The sequence below is a fragment of the Kitasatospora sp. NPDC096147 genome (assembly GCF_044763225.1).
GTDB lineage: Bacteria > Actinomycetota > Actinomycetes > Streptomycetales > Streptomycetaceae > Kitasatospora.
The window spans coordinates 52,618-67,578 of record NZ_JBIWFX010000002.1 but is presented as its reverse complement, the minus strand read 5'-3'; the positions used below and the strand labels follow the sequence as shown (position 1 = coordinate 67,578).

The following is a 14,961-nucleotide window of genomic DNA, read 5'->3' as shown; positions in this document are numbered from 1 at the left end:
CCGTCAGGCCGGGTGTTAAGGGTCCGTCAAGGTCTCTGTACGGAATCGGGCGATACGGTGCATGGCGGTCAATTCGCCGAGCGCATCCGGAGCCGGAGCCGGCACACCGTGGCATCGGTACGGCGCCGCAGCGCGCGGTCGATGACCGCGCCGCGCTGGTTCTGCAACGCGCGCTGCCAGAGGTGCGCGGGCTCCACCTCGGGGATCAGCACCGTCACCCGGCGGTCCGCGCCGAGCCCGTTCACGTAGTCGGCGATCGGCCGGCCCAGCCGGCGGTGCGGATCGGCGATCTCCACCAGCTCCACGCCCGGCCGCCACAGCTCCCAGTCCCGGCGCAGCGCCTCGGCCGCCGCCCGGTCCTCCGGGTCGGGGTCGGTCGGCACCACGGTGAAGGCGCGCACCTCCGCGCCGAGCGAGCCGGCGGTGAGCAGCGCCTCCCTGGTCAGCCGGGAGATGGTGCTCACCGGCACCAGCACCAGGGAGGGCTCCGGCGGGGTCAACGGGCCCGGCACCCGGCCGAGTTCGAGCCGCTCGCCGATCCGGGCGTAGCTCCGGTGGACGGCCTCGAAGAGCAGCACCAGCAGGGGCAGCGCCAGGCAGATGCCCCAGGCCCCCTCGGTGAACTTGGTGCCGGTCACCACCAGGGCGGCCACGCCGGTGAGCAGCGCGCCGAAGCCGTTCAGCACCGCCCGGGCCGGCTGCCGGGCGATCAGCCAGTGCCGCACCATGCCGACCTGGCAGACGGTGAAGCCGACGAACACCCCGATGGCGAACAGCGGGACGAGCGTGTTCACGTCCCCGCCCGAGCCGACCAGCAGCAGGGCGGAGACGCCGGCCAGGAAGAGCACCCCGTGCCGGTGCACCCGGTGGTCGGCGCGCAGTGCGAAGACGTGCGGCAGGTGGTTGTCCCGGGCCAGCAGGTGCAGCAGCACCGGCAGGCCGCCGAAGGAGGTGTTGGCGGCCAGGCCGAGCAGGACGACGGTGGCGAACTGCACCAGGTAGAAGCCGGATCCGTGGCCGAGCGAGGCGTCCGCGAGCTGGGCCAGCACCGTGACGCCCTCGACCGGCTGGAGCTGGAACTTCCCGATCAGCACCGCCAGCCCGATCAGCATCACGCCGAGCAGCGCACCCAGCGCCACCTCGGTGCGCTGCGCCCGGCGGGCGGCCGGCGCCCGGAAGGAGGGCACCGCGTTGGCCACCGCCTCGACGCCGGTGAGCGCGGAGCAGCCGGCGGCGAAGGCCTTGAGCAGGAGCAGGGCGCCGACGGTGGTGGCGTTGTCGCCGAGGGCGGAGGCGTGGCCGGCGGCGGCCTCGGTGGAGACGGGCGCGTCGCGGAACAGGCCGACGACGACGATCGTCAGGATCGCGAGGACGAACACGGCGGTGGGCACCATGAACCACCGCGCCGATTCGGCGATCCCGCGCAGGTTCACCGCCGTCACCAGCGCCAGCACGCCCAGGCAGAGCCAGACCCGGTCCCCGTGGAGGGAGGGGAAGGCGGAGGTCAGTGCCGCCACGCCCGCCGTCACCGACACCGCCACGTTCAGCACGTAGTCGATCACCAGCGAGCCGGCCGCCGCCAGCGCGGTGCGCCGCCCGAGGTGGGCCTTGGCCACCGCGTACGAGCCGCCGCCGTCCGGGAAGGCCGCGATCACCTGCCGGTACGAGGCCACCAGGACCGCCAGCAGCACCGCGATCGCGAGGGTCACCGGCAGGGTGAACCCCAGCCCGTACGATCCGGCCGCCGCCAGCACCAGCACGATCGCCTCGGGGCCGTAGGCCACCGAGGCCATCGCGTCCAGGGACAGGGCGGACAGCCCGCCCAGCGCCGACAGCTGGTGCCGCCGGGTATCAGGGGGCTCCTCGGTCCCGGTGCCGGTCTCGGCCGGGACGGCGACGGTGACGGACATGCTGGTCCTCCGGTGGGGCGGTCTCGAATGCCCCGATCCTCGGCCCGCCGGACCGGCCACGGCCCGCTCCCTGACGCATCCCTGACGGACCGGCAGGAGCTCTTGACGCCCCGCTGACGTCCGGTCGCCGTGTCGGGCCCGGCGGGACGGTCGCCACGGCGGGACCGGCGGGACGGATGCCACGGCGGCCCCGGTGGGACGGTCGCCGCGTCGGGCTCAGCGGGTGCGGCCGTCGCGGACCACGATCTCGCGGTCGGCGTAGGCGGCCACCCGGGAGTCGTGGGTGACCAGCAGGACGGCGGCGCCGGTCTCCTTGGCGGTGCTGCGGATCAGTTGGAGGACGCGCTCGCCGCTCAGCGAGTCGAGCGCACCGGTCGGCTCGTCGGCGAACAGCACCCGGGGGCCGGTCACCAACGCCCGTGCGGTGGCGACCCGGTGGGCCTGGCCGCCGGAGAGCTCGCCCGGGCGCTGCCCGGCGTTCCCCTCGGCGCCGAGCCGCTCCAGCCACTCCCGGGCCCGGGCCTCGGCGGCGCGGCGGCGCAGGCCGTTCAGCCGCAGCGGCAGGGCGACGTTCTCCAGGCAGCTCAGCTCCGGCACCAGCTGGCCGAACTGGAACAGGAAGCCGAAGTCGGTGCGGCGCAGCGCGCTGCGCTCGCCGTCGGAGAGCAGGTCGAGCCGCCGGCCGTCGTACTCCACCGCGCCCGCGTCCGGCCGGACGATCCCGGCCAGGCAGTGCAGCAGGGTGGACTTGCCGGAGCCGGACGGGCCCATCACCGCGACCAGCTCGCCGGGGGTGAGCCGCACCGAGGCGTCGTGCAGCGCGGTGGTCGGGCCGTAGTGCTTGGCCAGCGCGGTGGCGCTGAGCAGGGCGGGGGCCACGGTGCTCGCCGGCTCGACGGCGGCCGGGGCGGTCACCGGAGGACCTGCCCGCTCAGCTCGTCCAGCCGGGCGGCGGTCAGCTCCAGCCAGCGCAGGTCGGCGTCCAGGTGGAACAGCGCGTGGTCGCAGATCAGCTGGTCCGCCAGGTCACCGCTCTCCTTGCGCCGGGTGAGCGCCCGCATCTGCCGCAGGTGCTCGGTGCGCTGGGTGTCCAGCACCTCGGCCGCCGGACGCCCCGTCAGCAGGGCCAGCACCACCTTGGCGTACAGCGTGTTCTGCAGGTACGGCTCCGGGCTCTCGGCCCGCCCCAGCCACTCCCCGACGTCGGTCACCCCGGCCTCGGTGATGGCGTACCGCTTGCGCTCCGGCCCGTCCCCCGGCTCCACGCCCTCGACCTCGACCAGCCCGCTCTTCAGCAGCCGGGAGAGCGTCGAGTACACCTGCCCGTAGTGCAGCGAGCGGGTCCGGCCGAACTGCTCGTCGTAGGCCCGCTTGAGGTCGTACCCGTGGCGGGGCTGGGACTCCAGGAGCCCGAGGAGGATCTGACCGAGTGACATGCCTCGCACTGTACACACGGTGTATAGCCGACCGGGCCCCGCGCCCCTCGGGCGGCGGGGCCCGGCGGGCGGTCAGGCGTTCTTGGCGTTGGTGAAGCGGGTGGTGACGTCCTGCCAGTTGACGACGTCCCAGAGGCGGGTGACGTAGTCGGGGCGGACGTTGCGGTACTGGAGGTAGTAGGCGTGCTCCCAGGCGTCGAAGGCGAGGAGGGGGGTGGTGCCCTGGCCGACGTTGCCGTGGTGGTCGTAGACCTGCTCGATGATGAGGCGCTGGCCGAGGGGTTCCCAGGAGAGGATGCCCCAGCCGGAGCCCTGGACGCCGACGGTGGCGGCGGTGAGCTGCTTCTTGAAGGCCTGGAAGGAGCCGAAGTGCTCGCCGATGGCGTCGGCGAGGTCGCCTTCGGCCTCGCCGCCGCCCTCGGGGGAGAGGTTCTCCCAGAAGAGGGAGTGCAGGACGTGGCCGGAGAGGTGGAAGCCGAGGGTCTTCTGGAGGCCGACGAGGCCGCCGAAGTTCTCCTTCTCGCGGGCTTCGGCGAGCTGTTCGAGGGTGGTGTTGGCGCCGGCCACGTAGGCGGCGTGGTGCTTGGAGTGGTGCAGCTCCAGGATCTCGGCGGACATCGCCTTCTCCAGGGCGGAGTAGTCGTACGGAAGGTCGGGGAGCGAGTAGGTGCCCACGGGGCGCACCGCCTTTCGGAGCGGGAGGTTGTCGTCTCCGACCCCAACATCCGTGCACGGCAAGGGGCAAGGACCGCCGGGCCGGTTCCGACCAAGGTCCGAGCCGGCCTAGGTCCGCAGACCCATCCGGCTTGTTGCACAATCAATGCAAGTACTTGAACGACCGCGACGACGCGACGAGCGGCTGCGCGACGAGAGGGACCGAGGTAAGAGGCCATGCCGGATTCACCCGTGGTGCTGGGCATCGAGTCGTCCTGCGACGAGACCGGCGCCGGTCTGGTCCGGGACGGGGTGCTGCTCGGACAGGCGGTGGCGTCCAGCATGGACGAGCACGCCCGCTTCGGCGGCGTGGTGCCGGAGATCGCCGCCCGGGCGCACGTGCACGCGGTGGCCCCGGTGGTCCGCGAGGCGCTGGACCGGGCCGGTCTGACGCTCGGTGACATCGGCGCGGTCGCGGTCACCACCGGGCCCGGGCTGTCGGGTGCGCTCCAGGTCGGGGTGGCCGCCGCCAAGTCGTACGCCTTCTCGCTCGGCGTGCCGCTCTACGGGGTGCACCACCTGGCCGGGCACGTGGCCGCCGCTACGCTGGACGGCGGGCCGCTGCCCGACCCGAGCATCGTGCTGATCGTCTCCGGCGGCCACACCTCGCTGCTGCTGGTCCGCGACCTGGCCAAGGACCCGATCGTGCACCTCGGGGACACCCTGGACGACGCGGCCGGCGAGTGCTTCGACAAGGTGGCCCGGATCCTCGGCCTGCCCTACCCGGGCGGCCCGGCGATCGACCGGGCGGCCCGCGAGGGGGACCGCAAGGCGGTGCGCTTCCCGCGTCCGCTGATGGGGGCTCAGGACCACCCGTACGCCTTCTCGTTCTCCGGCCTGAAGACCGCCGCCGCCCGCTGGGTGGAGGCTCAGGAGGAGCCGCACGTGCCGGACGCCGCCGCCGCGCTCCAGGAGGCCATCGCCGACGTGCTCACCCGCAAGGCGATCCGGGCCTGCACCGACCACGGCATCAAGACCCTGGTGGTGGTCGGCGGGGTGGCCGCCAACTCCCGGGTGCGGGAGCTGGCCGAGCGCCGCTGCACCTCCGCCGGGATCACCCTGCGGGTGCCGCCGATGAGCCTGTGCACCGACAACGGCGCGATGATCGCCGCCATCGGTGACCTGCTGGTCCGCTCCGGCGCCGAGCCGGCCCCGGCGGACGTCTCGGTCGATCCCTCGGCTCCGCTGGAGTACGCCGCCCTGGTGCCGCTCGCCCACCGGCAGCGCAGCGCCGCCTGACGGTACGGTCGGCCCCGAAGACCTAGCGGAGGAGGGGCATGACCACCGAGGTGCTGGACGCCAGGGCGCTGAACCGGGCCACCCTGGCACGGCAGTTGCTGCTGGAGCGGGCCGAGTTGACGGTGCCGCAGGTGCTGGAGCGGGTGGTCGGGCTGCAGGCGCAGACCGCGCACACCTGGTACGTCGGGCTGTGGAGCCGGCTGGCCGCCGATCCGGCGGAGGAGGCCTCGGCGCTGCTGGCCGACGGCTCGGCGGTGCGGATCGCCGCGATGCGCGGCACCATCCACCTGCTGACCACCGGGGACGCGGCCCTGCTGCGGCCACTGGTCGATCCGGTGATCGAGCGCGGCACGCTGACCGCCTTCCGCCGCAAGCTGGACGGCCTCGACCTGGCCGAGGTGTCGGCGGCCGGCCTGGCCGCGTTCGCCGACGGGCCGCTCACCTTCGCCGAGTTGGGCCGCCGGCTGGCCGAGCGGTGGCCCGGGCACGACGGCCCGGCGATGGCCCAGTGGGTGCGGGCGGCGGTTCCGCTGGCCCAGGTGCCCCCGCGCGGACTGTGGGGGCGCAGCGGTCCGGTCGCCCACCTGCCGCTGGAGCAGTGGACCGGGCAGGGCCTGCGCGCGGCCCCGGTCGAGGAGCTGGTGCGGCGCTACCTGGCCGCCTTCGGCCCGGCCACCGTGAAGGACGTGCAGGCGTGGTCGGGGCTGACCAGGCTGGCCGAGGTGGTGCGGCGGCTGCGGCCGGAGCTGGTGGTGCTGAGGGACGAACAGGGGCGGGAGCTGTACGACCTGCCGCAGGCGCCCCGGCCCGACGGGGACACCCCCGCGCCGGTGCGCTACCTCTACGAGTTCGAGAACCTGCTGCGCGGCCACGCCGACCGCAGCCGGGTGCTGACGGTGGACTTCGCCGACCAGGGCTACTCGGGGGTGAACGACATCCCCGGCGCGGTCCTGGTGGACGGTCTGGTGGCGGCCACCTGGCGGGTTGCGGCCGGACGGGAGGAGACGGTCCTGACGGTCCGTCCGTTCCGCCGGCTGACCGCCGCGGAGCAGGACGAGGTGGTGGCGGAGGGCGAGGCACTGCTCGGCTTCCTGGAGCCCGGTGCGGCCCGCCGCGAGGTCCGGCTCACCGCGCCGGTGCCCGGCTGAGCCGGGCAGTCCGGCCGGACACCTGACACTGTCCCGTTGGGACCATGGCGAGCTCCGTGCTCCGTCCACATACTCGGTCACGCGCGCCACCCTCAACGACGAGGCGCCACGGGCACGTTGACCGGAAGAGGTGGTGGTCGGTGCGCAGGGTGAGTGCCGCCGAGGGATTCCTCGGAGCCGAGGCGTGGCGGGCGAACGGCCGCTGGGACGTGGTGGTGGTCGGCCTTCCGTACAGCGGGAGCAGCGCGGCCGGCCGGGCCGACCTGGGGCCGGGGATGGTGCGCAGCGTCTCCCGCACGCTCGGCCAGGGGCCGCTGGCCGGGCCGGCCAAGGGCTGGTACGACCGGGCGGAGCAGGAGCTGCTCTGTGCGGGGCTGACCTTCGCCGACGCGGGCGACCTGCGGATGGACCCGCTCAACGCCGGGCAGGACCTCGACCTGGTACCGGAGGTGCTGGAGCGCCTGCGCGGTACCTGCCGGCTGCTGGTGGTGCTGGGCGGGGACGACTCGCTCGGCTACTGGGTGCACGAGGGCTTCACCGGCGTGCTGGTGCACCTGGACGCGGACGAGGACGCCCAGCAGCCGCGCTGCCCGTCCGGCCCGACCCGGACCGACTTCATCCGGCACCTGGAGCGGGCCGAGGGGCTGCGGATCGTCCAGTACGGCCAGCGCGGACTGGTGCAGGGCCCGCCCGAGCCCCCCGGTGACAACCGGGACGTGGCCCGGGACGTGGCCGAGCTGAAGTCCCTGGTGGCCGGCTCCGGGGCGGCGGCCTGCGCGGTCTCGCTGGACGTCTCGGTGTTCGACCCCGGGGTGGTCCGGAGCGTGGCGACCCCGCTGCCGGACGGCCTGACGGCCGAGCAACTGGGCGGCGCACTCCGGGCGGTGGGCTCGGCGGGGGTGCCGGTGCGGCAGCTCGCGGTGACCGAGTTCGCCCCGGACGGGGCCGAGGGTGCGGTCGGGCGGCTGGACGCGATGCGGCTGGTGCAGCTGGTGATCCGGGCCTGCCACGACTGGCTGACCTAGGGCTGCCGACGGTTTCCGCCGGGGGTGGCCCGCTCTGATCCGGCGGAGGACGGTCAGACGGGCCCCGGAGCCCGGAGGCTCCCCGAGGGGGCGTCAGAGCAGGGCCAGTGCCTGGTCGGTGGCGGCCCGGATGCGGGCCCGGTCCGGGGCGGCCCGGGCGATCACCCGGATGCCCTGGAGCAGCACCAGCAGGAAGCGGGCCAGCGCGTACGGGTCCCGGGAGTCGTCCAGCTCGCCCTGGGCGTGGGCGCGGACCAGGGCCGAGCCGAGGGCGGTCTCCAGCACCGTCCAGCTCTTGTCCACCTGGGCGGCCACCGCCGGGTCCCGGGAGGAGAGTTCGACGGCCGCGTTGACCACCAGGCAGCCGCGCCGGGTGGGGTCGTGCAGGGCCTCCTCGGCCCAGCTCTCGACCAGGGCCCGGACGGCGGGGAGGGCCGGGCCGGGCTGGGAGAGGGCCGCGACGAAGCCGGTCTCCCGGCTCTCCAGGTAGCGCCGCAGGGCGCTGAGGTAGAGCTCGTGCTTGCTGCCGAAGGTGCCGTAGATGCTGGCCCGGGCGATGCCCAGGTGCCCGACCAGGTCGGCCATCGAGGTGGCCTCGTAGCCGCGCTCCCAGAACAGGTCCATCGCCTGTACCAGCACCTCGTCCGGATCGAACTCCTTGGTCCTCGCCATGCCCCGACGGTAGGTCATTCCGGACCGTTCGGTCGAGTATCGGGCGGCGGAGGCCTTATCTAGACCGACCGTTCTGGAACTGCTACGGTTCTGACCATTGGGGAGCACGGATCCCCGGGCTTATTCTGGACCGATCGTTCTGGAGGTGTCATGGCTGCGGAGCAGTCGGCTTCACGGCAGCGGGTCGCGTTCGCACTGCTGGGCACGGTGCAGGTGGTGCTGATCGCCACGATCACCGTGATCACCGTCGCGCTCCCGGCGATCCAGGTCGAACTGCGGCTCTCCGAAGCGGAGTTGGTCTACGCCGTGGCGGCCTACGGCCTCTCCTTCGGCGGGCTGCTGCTGCTCGGCGGCCGACTGGCCGATCTGCTCGGGCACCGCCGGGTGCTCGGTGCGGGGCTGCTGGTCTTCGGGATCGCCTCGGCGTTGGCCGCCGTCGCGCCGGGCCTGCCGCTGCTGGTGACGGCCCGCTTCGGCCAGGGGGCCGGTGCGGCTGCCGCCGCGCCGGCCGCGATGGCGCTGCTCGGTTCGGTCTTCCCCGAGGCCGGTCGGCGCGGCCGGGCGCTCGCGCTCTGGGGCGTGCTGGCCTCGGTCGGGGCCGGGGCGGGGAACGTGCTCTCGGGGGTGGCGCTGCACTGGGTCTCCTGGCGGTGGACCTTCGTCGCGCCGGCCGTGCTGGCGGTCGGGGTGGCCCTGGCTGCGCCCCGGCTGCTGCCGCCCGGGCCGGCGCCCCGGCCGGAGCGGCTCGACCTGACCGGCGCGGCGCTGGTCACCGCCGGGCTGGCGGCCCTGATCCACGGGCTGACCGAGCTCCACAGCCTGTGGACGGCGGGTGGCGTGCTGCTGCTCGGTGTCTTCGCGCTGACCCAACTCAGAGGAGCCGCACCGCTGTTGCCGCCTACCCTGCTGGCCTCGCCACGGCGGCTGGCCGCCCTGCTGGCGATCGGGCTGACGGCCGGCTGCATGGCCGCCTTCTTCTTCCTGCTCGCGCTGCACTTCCAACGGGTGCTCGGCTACTCGGCCCTGGCCACCTCGGCGGCCTTCCTGCCGCCGGCCCTGGCGGTGCTGCCGGCCGGTCCGCTGGCGGCCCGGGCGCTGGTGCGGCTGCACCCCGCCCTGGTCACCTCGGCCGGGCTCGGGCTCGCCGCCCTCGGGCTCGCGGTGCTCGGCGCTGCCGGAGGCGGCGGCTCCTACCTCGGCCCGCTGCTGCTCGGTGCGGTGCTCTTCCCGGCCGGGGCCGGGATCACCTTCTCCGGCGCCACCGTCTGGGCGGTCGGCGACGCCCCGGCCCACCGGGCCGGCCTGGTCGGCGGGGTGGTGAACACCGCGATGGAGCTCGGCCCACCGCTCGGCCTGGCCGTGCTGGTGCCGCTCGCCGCCGCCCGCACCGGGCCCGGCCCGGCCGGGACGGTCGGTGGCTTCGGCGCCGCCTTCCTGCCGGCCGCCGCCGCCCTCGCGGTGGCCGCCCTGCTGGTCCTGTCGGTCCGGCTGCTCCCGCGCCCGCGCGCCCGCGCGGCCGACTGAACCCCGGTGCCGGCCTCTGCCGCCGGGCACCGCTGAACGTCTCAACCTCACCATCAACCAAGGGAGTTCCCATGTCTGCCCGCTTCACCGACAAGGTCGTCCTGGTCACCGGCGCCGGCGGTGTGCTCGGCCGGACCACCGCGCTGGCCTTCGCCCGGGAGGGCGCCACCGTGGTGGCGGCCGACCGCAACGAGGACCGGGTCGAGGAGACCGTCGAACTGATCGAACGGGCCGGTGGCAAGGGCAGCGGCGTGCGGGTCGACGTCGCCGACTCGGCCTCGGCGGCCGCTGCGGTGCAGACCGCTGTCAGCCGCCACGGCGGCCTGCACGTGGCCTTCAACAACGCGGGGGTGCTGCGGGGCGGCACCCCGATCGCCGAGCACGACGAGCAGGCCTGGCACGAGTCGATCGCGATCAACCTGACCGGGGTGTTCTTCGCGCTCAAGCACCAGATCGCCCACATGGGCGCGCACGGCGGCGGCGCCATCGTCAACACCGCCTCCAACCTCGGCGCGCACTGGCGGCTGGCCAACCTGGCGGCCTACTCCACCTCCAAGGCCGGCGTCTCCGCCCTGACCAGGACCGCCGCCCTGGAGGCGATCGGCCAGGGCGTGCGGATCAACGCGATCAGCCCCGGCCCGATCGACACCCCGATGACCTACCTGCCGGGCGAGACCCGCGAACAGCGCGACGCCCGCCTCGGTCCGACCGTGCCGCTGGGCCGAGTGGCCGATCCGGCGGAGATCGCCGCCGCGGTGCTCTGGCTGGCCTCCGACGAGGCCTCCTTCGTGGTCGGCCACGACCACGTGATCGACGGCGGCGCCACCGCCTGACACCGGCCGGGCCGGGCCGGGGCCGCCCGGCCCGGCCGCCGCGCGCACCCCGTCCGGACGGTCGGCCGCCCGTCGGGGACCTGATCTAGTCCGGGCCGGATCCGCTCCGACCGGGGCGTCCGGCGGCGCGACGAGGTGACGCTGTCCTGGAAGCATTGCCGACGCGGGACCCGTTCTGACGAGGAGGAGGACTGCCCATGTGCGGTCTGGCCGGTTGGGTGTGCTTCGGGCGGGACATCTCCGAGGAGACCGCCGTCGCCGAGGCGATGACCCGGACGATGACCTCCCGGGGGCCGGACGCGGGCGGGGTGTGGAGCGGGCGGCACGCCCAGATCGGCCACCGCCGGCTGGCGGTGATCGACCTGGCGGGCGGTCGGCAGCCGATGGCCGCCGCAGCGCCGGGGGAGCCGGGGCGGCCGGGCGGGCAGGTGGTGCTGAGCTACACCGGCGAGATCTACAACTTCCGCGAGCTGCGTGCCGAACTCGCCTCACGGGGGCACGAGTTCGACACCGGCAGCGACACCGAGGTGGTGCTGCGCGCCTACCTGGAGTGGGGCGCGGAGTGCGCCGGGCGGCTCAACGGCATCTACGCCTTCGCGATCTGGGACGACCGCACCGGGGAACTGCTGCTGGTCCGGGACCGGATGGGCGTCAAGCCGCTCTACTACTACCCGACGCCGGACGGCGTGCTGTTCGGCTCGGAGCCCAAGGCGATCCTGGCCCACCCCGAGGCCGAGGCGGTGCTGGACGCCGACGGCCTGCGGGAGATCTTCTCCATCGTCAGGACGCCCGGCCACGCGGTCTTCCGGGGCATGTACGAGGTCCGGCCGGCCACCGTGCTGCGGTTCTCCCGGACCGGCCGCGCCGAGTCGGTCTACTGGCGGCTGGCGGCCACCCCGCACACCGACGACCTGCCCACCACGGTGGCCACCGTGCGCGGGCTGCTGGAGGACGTGGTGGAGCGGCAGTTGGTCGCCGACGTCACCGTCGGCACCCTGCTCTCCGGCGGCCTGGACTCCAGCGCCCTGACCGCACTGGCCGCCCGGGCGCTGGCCCGGCAGGGGATCGGCGATCCGATCCGGGCCTTCTCGGTGGACTTCACCGGACACGAGGCGCGCTTCGCCCGGAACGTCCAGTGGGCCGACCCGGACACCCCGTTCGCGGTCCTGGTGGCCGAGCACGTCGGGGCCGAGCACATCGTGGTCGAGCTGGACAACGCCGACCTGCTGGACCGGGAGGTGCGGGCCGATGCGCTCCGGGCCCAGGACCTGCCGGTCTCCACCGGCGACATGGAGTACTCGCTGCTGCTGCTCTGCCGGGCGCTCAAGCAGCGGATGACGGTCGCCCTGTCCGGCGAGGCGGCGGACGAGCTGTTCGGCGGCTACACCTGGTTCCACGACCCCGGCGCCGTCGAGGGGGACACCTTCCCCTGGCACCACCCGTTCGAGCAGGCCGGCGGCATCGGCGCGCTGCGCGAGGTCGGCCTCTGGGACCGGCTGGCCCTGACCGACTACGTCAAGCAGCGCTACCAGGAGGCCCTGGAGGAGGTGCCCCGGCTTGCCGGCGAGACCGGACTCGAAGCCAGGATGCGGGAGTTGACCTACCTCAACCTCACCCGCTGGGAGAACTTCCTGCTCGACCGCAAGGACCGGATGAGCATGGCGGTCGGCCTGGAGGTCCGGGTGCCGTTCACCGACCACCGGCTGGTCGAGTACGTCTACAACACCCCCTGGGCCTTCAAGAGCTTCGACGGCCGGGAGAAGAGCCTGCTGCGGGCGGCCATGCGCGGCCTGCTGCCGGACGAGGTGCTGGACCGGAAGAAGAACCCCTACCCCTCCACCCAGGACCCGGGCTACGAACTCGCCCTGCGCGAACGGGTGGCGGCCCTGCTGGTGCCCGGCGCCCCGGTGCTGCGGATCGTCGAGGAGGAGGACGTCCGCCGGCTGCTGGCCCGGCCGGTCGGCAGCTTCGCGATGGGCGGTCCGTGGAGTGCCCGGTCGGTGCTGGAGCGCCTGATCGAGTTCGACACCTGGGTGACCGACTACCATGTGACCGTCGTGGTCTGACGAGTCGTCAGGACGACGACGGAGCGGGTCCGGACCGCCACCCCCGTGGGCGATCCGGACCCGCTCGTCCCTCGGTGCCGTCGGCCCCGGAGGTCTCAGGCGGCCTCGCCCGCCTCGGCGATCACCCGCTCGGCGATCCGCCCGGCGAAGACGTTCCCCAGCACGATGCCCAGGCCGATCGCCGCCACCAGCATCACGGTGCCCAGCCAGACCATGGTCTCCACCGGCAGGACGTACGCACCGACCGCCTTGGCCGCGCACTCCGCGACCAGCACGCCGCCCCAGGCCAGCGAGAAGCTCCGCTCGTCCCGGCGGAACGCGGCCGAGCCGGCCGCCAGCCGCTGCCAGGCGGCCTCCCGGGCGGCCCGTCCCTTCACCACGAAGGGCTTCATCCCGGCCGTCATCAGCGGGCGTCCGAGCAGGGCGGTGACGATCATCGAGCCACCGATCACGCTGCTCAGCGCGGCGTCCTTGAGCAGCATCAGCCGGGCGTCTCCGGCCAGCAGGGACAGCCCGATCCCGGCCAGGTTCACCACCAGCATCACGGCCGCCAGCGCGTTCACCCGCCGGTCCCGCAGCAGCCCGCCGACCGTCCGCACCACCGGCACCGCGCTGGCCACCGTCAGCGAGGCGACCAGCCCGAGGCCGAACGCCCCGTGCGCCAGGTAGTACGCCGCCAGCGGCACCGCCACATCCACCGCGAGCGGCTTCAGCCCCGCCCACGGGCTGCCGTCCCGCTGCTGCCGCCGGACCGTCGTGCTCTCGATGACCGCCATGACCACTCCCCGTGTCCGCTGTTCTCCGACCTCTCAAGAGTCGCGCGCGGCAAGGGTCTTGGGGCAGTGCCGGACGTGCGGGAAACCGCATGACGGATGTCACGGCCGGGCCGGTGCCTGCTGTCGTGGCGCGGCCGGGGCGGGGGCCGCGGCCGGGGTCGTGGCCTGGGACGCGGCCGGGGCGGGGGCCGGGCGCTCGCGCAGGTCGGGGATCTGGCGCAGACCGCCGGTGACGGAGGAGTAGACGGCGAGCAGCAGCAGGACGGCGGAGCAGAGCAGCAGCACGGCGGGGGAGGGGAGCCGCTCCAGCAGGGCGGCGGCCAGCAGCGGGCCGAACGGGATGACCAGCGCGGGCACCAGGCCGCAGGCGGTCTGCACCCGGCCCAGCAGGTGGTCGGGCACGGTGTGCAGCCGGGCGGCCGAGATCACCGCGTTGGCCGAGGGCGTGGCCAGGCTGCACAGGAAGATCAGCACGGCGGTGCCCGCCGGATCGGCGAAGACCGCCAGCAGCGGGGTGACCAGGGCGGTGGACCAGCAGATGGCGAGCACCAGCGAGCGCGGCGAGAAGGTCCGCCCGGCCCAGCCGCTGAACAGTGCGCCCAGCAGGTTCCCGGCGCCGGAGGCGGCGATCACCAGACCGTTGTGGAAGCCGCCGGAGGGCTGCCCGGCACCCCGGGAGATCAGCACCAGCACGATCCCGGCGAAGGCGAAGTTCACCAGGGCCGCGTTCACCAGCGTGTAGCGCAGGAACGGGCTGCGCCGCACCTCGCGCAGACCGGTGGTCAGATCCGGCAGGAAGGGCGCGCGGGCCTTGGCCGCCGGTGCCTCCCGGGGCAGCCGGACCAGCGCGACGCAGCAGGCGGACGCGACGTACGAGAGGCCGTCCACCACGAAGGGCAGCACGGGATGCACGGCGTAGAGCGCGGCGCCGACCATCGGGCCGGCCAGCATCACGCTGGCCGAGCGGGCCTGGGAGAGCGAGACGGCGGTGGTGAGCTGGGACTTGGGGACCACGTGCCGCATCGAGGCGGAGGCGGCCGGGCCGAACGGCGCGCTGAGCACGCTGTTCACCACCGCCACCGCGACGGCCAGCGGGAGGCTGACCCGGTCGGTCAGCACCGCGAGGGCGAACAGCCCGAAGACCACTGCCCGGCCCAGGTCGCAGACCAGCATCACCGCGCGCCGGGAGAGCCGGTCCACCAGCACTCCGGCGGGCAGCCCGGCCACCAGCGGGGTGGCGATCTCGACGAAGGTGACGATGCCGAAGGCGGTCACCGAGTGGGTGGCCGCCAGCAGTACCAGCGGCAGCGCGACGTGGGTGGCCTGCGAGCCGAAGGCCGAGAACGCGTGGGCCAGCCAGAGGCGTTGGTAGTCCCGGTTCCGGTGCAGTGGCGGGGGCGGGGGCGGTGGGGTCTCCATGGCGGGCCGGGGTCCTCTCTGGCGGGACAGGTGGGGAATGCCGAAGCGGCCGGCACAGGGGAGTGCCGGCCGCTTCACGTGGTCGGGGCCGGAGCCCCGGGGATCAGATCGCCTCGGGCTCGCCCTGCGGAGCGGCGCAGTGGTTGGAGATGGTGCTCCACTCGTCGCGCTTCTCCTCGATGTCGGCGACGGAGAGGTT

Annotated in this window: 13 protein-coding genes; 6 read left to right on the top strand and 7 right to left on the bottom strand. The window is 74.3% G+C overall.

Going from position 1 to position 14,961, the window contains the following annotated elements:
- Nucleotides 1-68: 68 nt before the first annotated feature.
- From ACIRBX_RS05790 to ACIRBX_RS05775, 4 genes are all read right to left on the bottom strand, one after another.
- Complete coding sequence (locus ACIRBX_RS05790; protein ID WP_402293957.1) at nt 69-1,910, bottom strand: APC family permease; 1,842 nt, start codon at nt 1,908-1,910, stop codon at nt 69-71.
- 216 nt (nt 1,911-2,126) lie between these two features.
- Nucleotides 2,127-2,825, bottom strand: coding sequence for an ABC transporter ATP-binding protein (locus ACIRBX_RS05785; protein ID WP_402293956.1), 699 nt, complete (start codon nt 2,823-2,825; stop codon nt 2,127-2,129).
- On the bottom strand, nt 2,822-3,346 hold the full coding sequence (locus ACIRBX_RS05780) for a PadR family transcriptional regulator (protein WP_396293030.1): 525 nt from the start codon (nt 3,344-3,346) through the stop codon (nt 2,822-2,824). Before ACIRBX_RS05780 ends, ACIRBX_RS05785 begins: the two co-directional genes overlap by 4 nt.
- A 72-nt stretch (nt 3,347-3,418) precedes the next feature.
- The gene (locus ACIRBX_RS05775) at nt 3,419-4,021 is read right to left on the bottom strand and encodes a superoxide dismutase (protein WP_402293955.1); all 603 of its coding nucleotides are present in this window, start codon (nt 4,019-4,021) and stop codon (nt 3,419-3,421) included.
- A 216-nt stretch (nt 4,022-4,237) separates the two neighbouring features.
- Here ACIRBX_RS05775 and tsaD point away from each other — a divergent pair, with 216 nt between their 5' ends.
- The 3 genes from tsaD (at nt 4,238) to ACIRBX_RS05760 (ending at nt 7,472) form a co-directional block, all read left to right on the top strand.
- Nucleotides 4,238-5,299 (top strand): tRNA (adenosine(37)-N6)-threonylcarbamoyltransferase complex transferase subunit TsaD, encoded by a 1,062-nt coding sequence (gene tsaD, locus ACIRBX_RS05770; RefSeq protein WP_402293954.1) that lies wholly within the window; start codon nt 4,238-4,240, stop codon nt 5,297-5,299.
- Between the two features lie 38 nt (nt 5,300-5,337).
- Nucleotides 5,338-6,447, top strand: coding sequence for a winged helix DNA-binding domain-containing protein (locus tag ACIRBX_RS05765; RefSeq protein WP_402293953.1), 1,110 nt, complete (start codon nt 5,338-5,340; stop codon nt 6,445-6,447).
- A gap of 140 nt (nt 6,448-6,587) precedes the next feature.
- Nucleotides 6,588-7,472, top strand: a complete 885-nt coding sequence (locus ACIRBX_RS05760) for an arginase family protein (protein ID WP_402293952.1) — start codon at nt 6,588-6,590, stop codon at nt 7,470-7,472.
- Nucleotides 7,473-7,565: 93 nt separating this feature from the next.
- Here the strand turns inward: ACIRBX_RS05760 and ACIRBX_RS05755 are convergent, their stop codons facing one another.
- Nucleotides 7,566-8,144 (bottom strand): TetR/AcrR family transcriptional regulator, encoded by a 579-nt coding sequence (locus ACIRBX_RS05755; RefSeq protein ID WP_402293951.1) that lies wholly within the window; start codon nt 8,142-8,144, stop codon nt 7,566-7,568.
- 150 nt (nt 8,145-8,294) lie between these two features.
- Between ACIRBX_RS05755 and ACIRBX_RS05750 the strand changes: the two genes are divergently transcribed.
- The 3 genes from ACIRBX_RS05750 (at nt 8,295) to asnB (ending at nt 12,567) form a co-directional block, all read left to right on the top strand.
- Complete coding sequence (locus ACIRBX_RS05750; protein WP_402293950.1) at nt 8,295-9,668, top strand: MFS transporter; 1,374 nt, start codon at nt 8,295-8,297, stop codon at nt 9,666-9,668.
- A 71-nt stretch (nt 9,669-9,739) separates the two neighbouring features.
- On the top strand, nt 9,740-10,501 hold the full coding sequence (locus ACIRBX_RS05745; RefSeq protein WP_402293949.1) for an SDR family NAD(P)-dependent oxidoreductase: 762 nt from the start codon (nt 9,740-9,742) through the stop codon (nt 10,499-10,501).
- A gap of 197 nt (nt 10,502-10,698) precedes the next feature.
- Nucleotides 10,699-12,567, top strand: coding sequence for an asparagine synthase (glutamine-hydrolyzing) (gene asnB / locus ACIRBX_RS05740; protein WP_402293948.1), 1,869 nt, complete (start codon nt 10,699-10,701; stop codon nt 12,565-12,567).
- A 95-nt stretch (nt 12,568-12,662) separates the two neighbouring features.
- Here the strand turns inward: asnB and ACIRBX_RS05735 are convergent, their stop codons facing one another.
- Together ACIRBX_RS05735 and ACIRBX_RS05730 are read right to left on the bottom strand one after the other, a co-directional pair.
- The gene (locus ACIRBX_RS05735; RefSeq protein ID WP_402293947.1) at nt 12,663-13,343 is read right to left on the bottom strand and encodes a VC0807 family protein; all 681 of its coding nucleotides are present in this window, start codon (nt 13,341-13,343) and stop codon (nt 12,663-12,665) included.
- A gap of 99 nt (nt 13,344-13,442) precedes the next feature.
- Nucleotides 13,443-14,762 carry an MFS transporter gene (locus tag ACIRBX_RS05730; RefSeq protein WP_402293946.1) on the bottom strand — a complete coding sequence of 440 codons (1,320 nt, stop codon included), beginning with the start codon at nt 14,760-14,762 and terminating at the stop codon, nt 13,443-13,445.
- Nucleotides 14,763-14,961 lie beyond the last annotated feature (199 nt).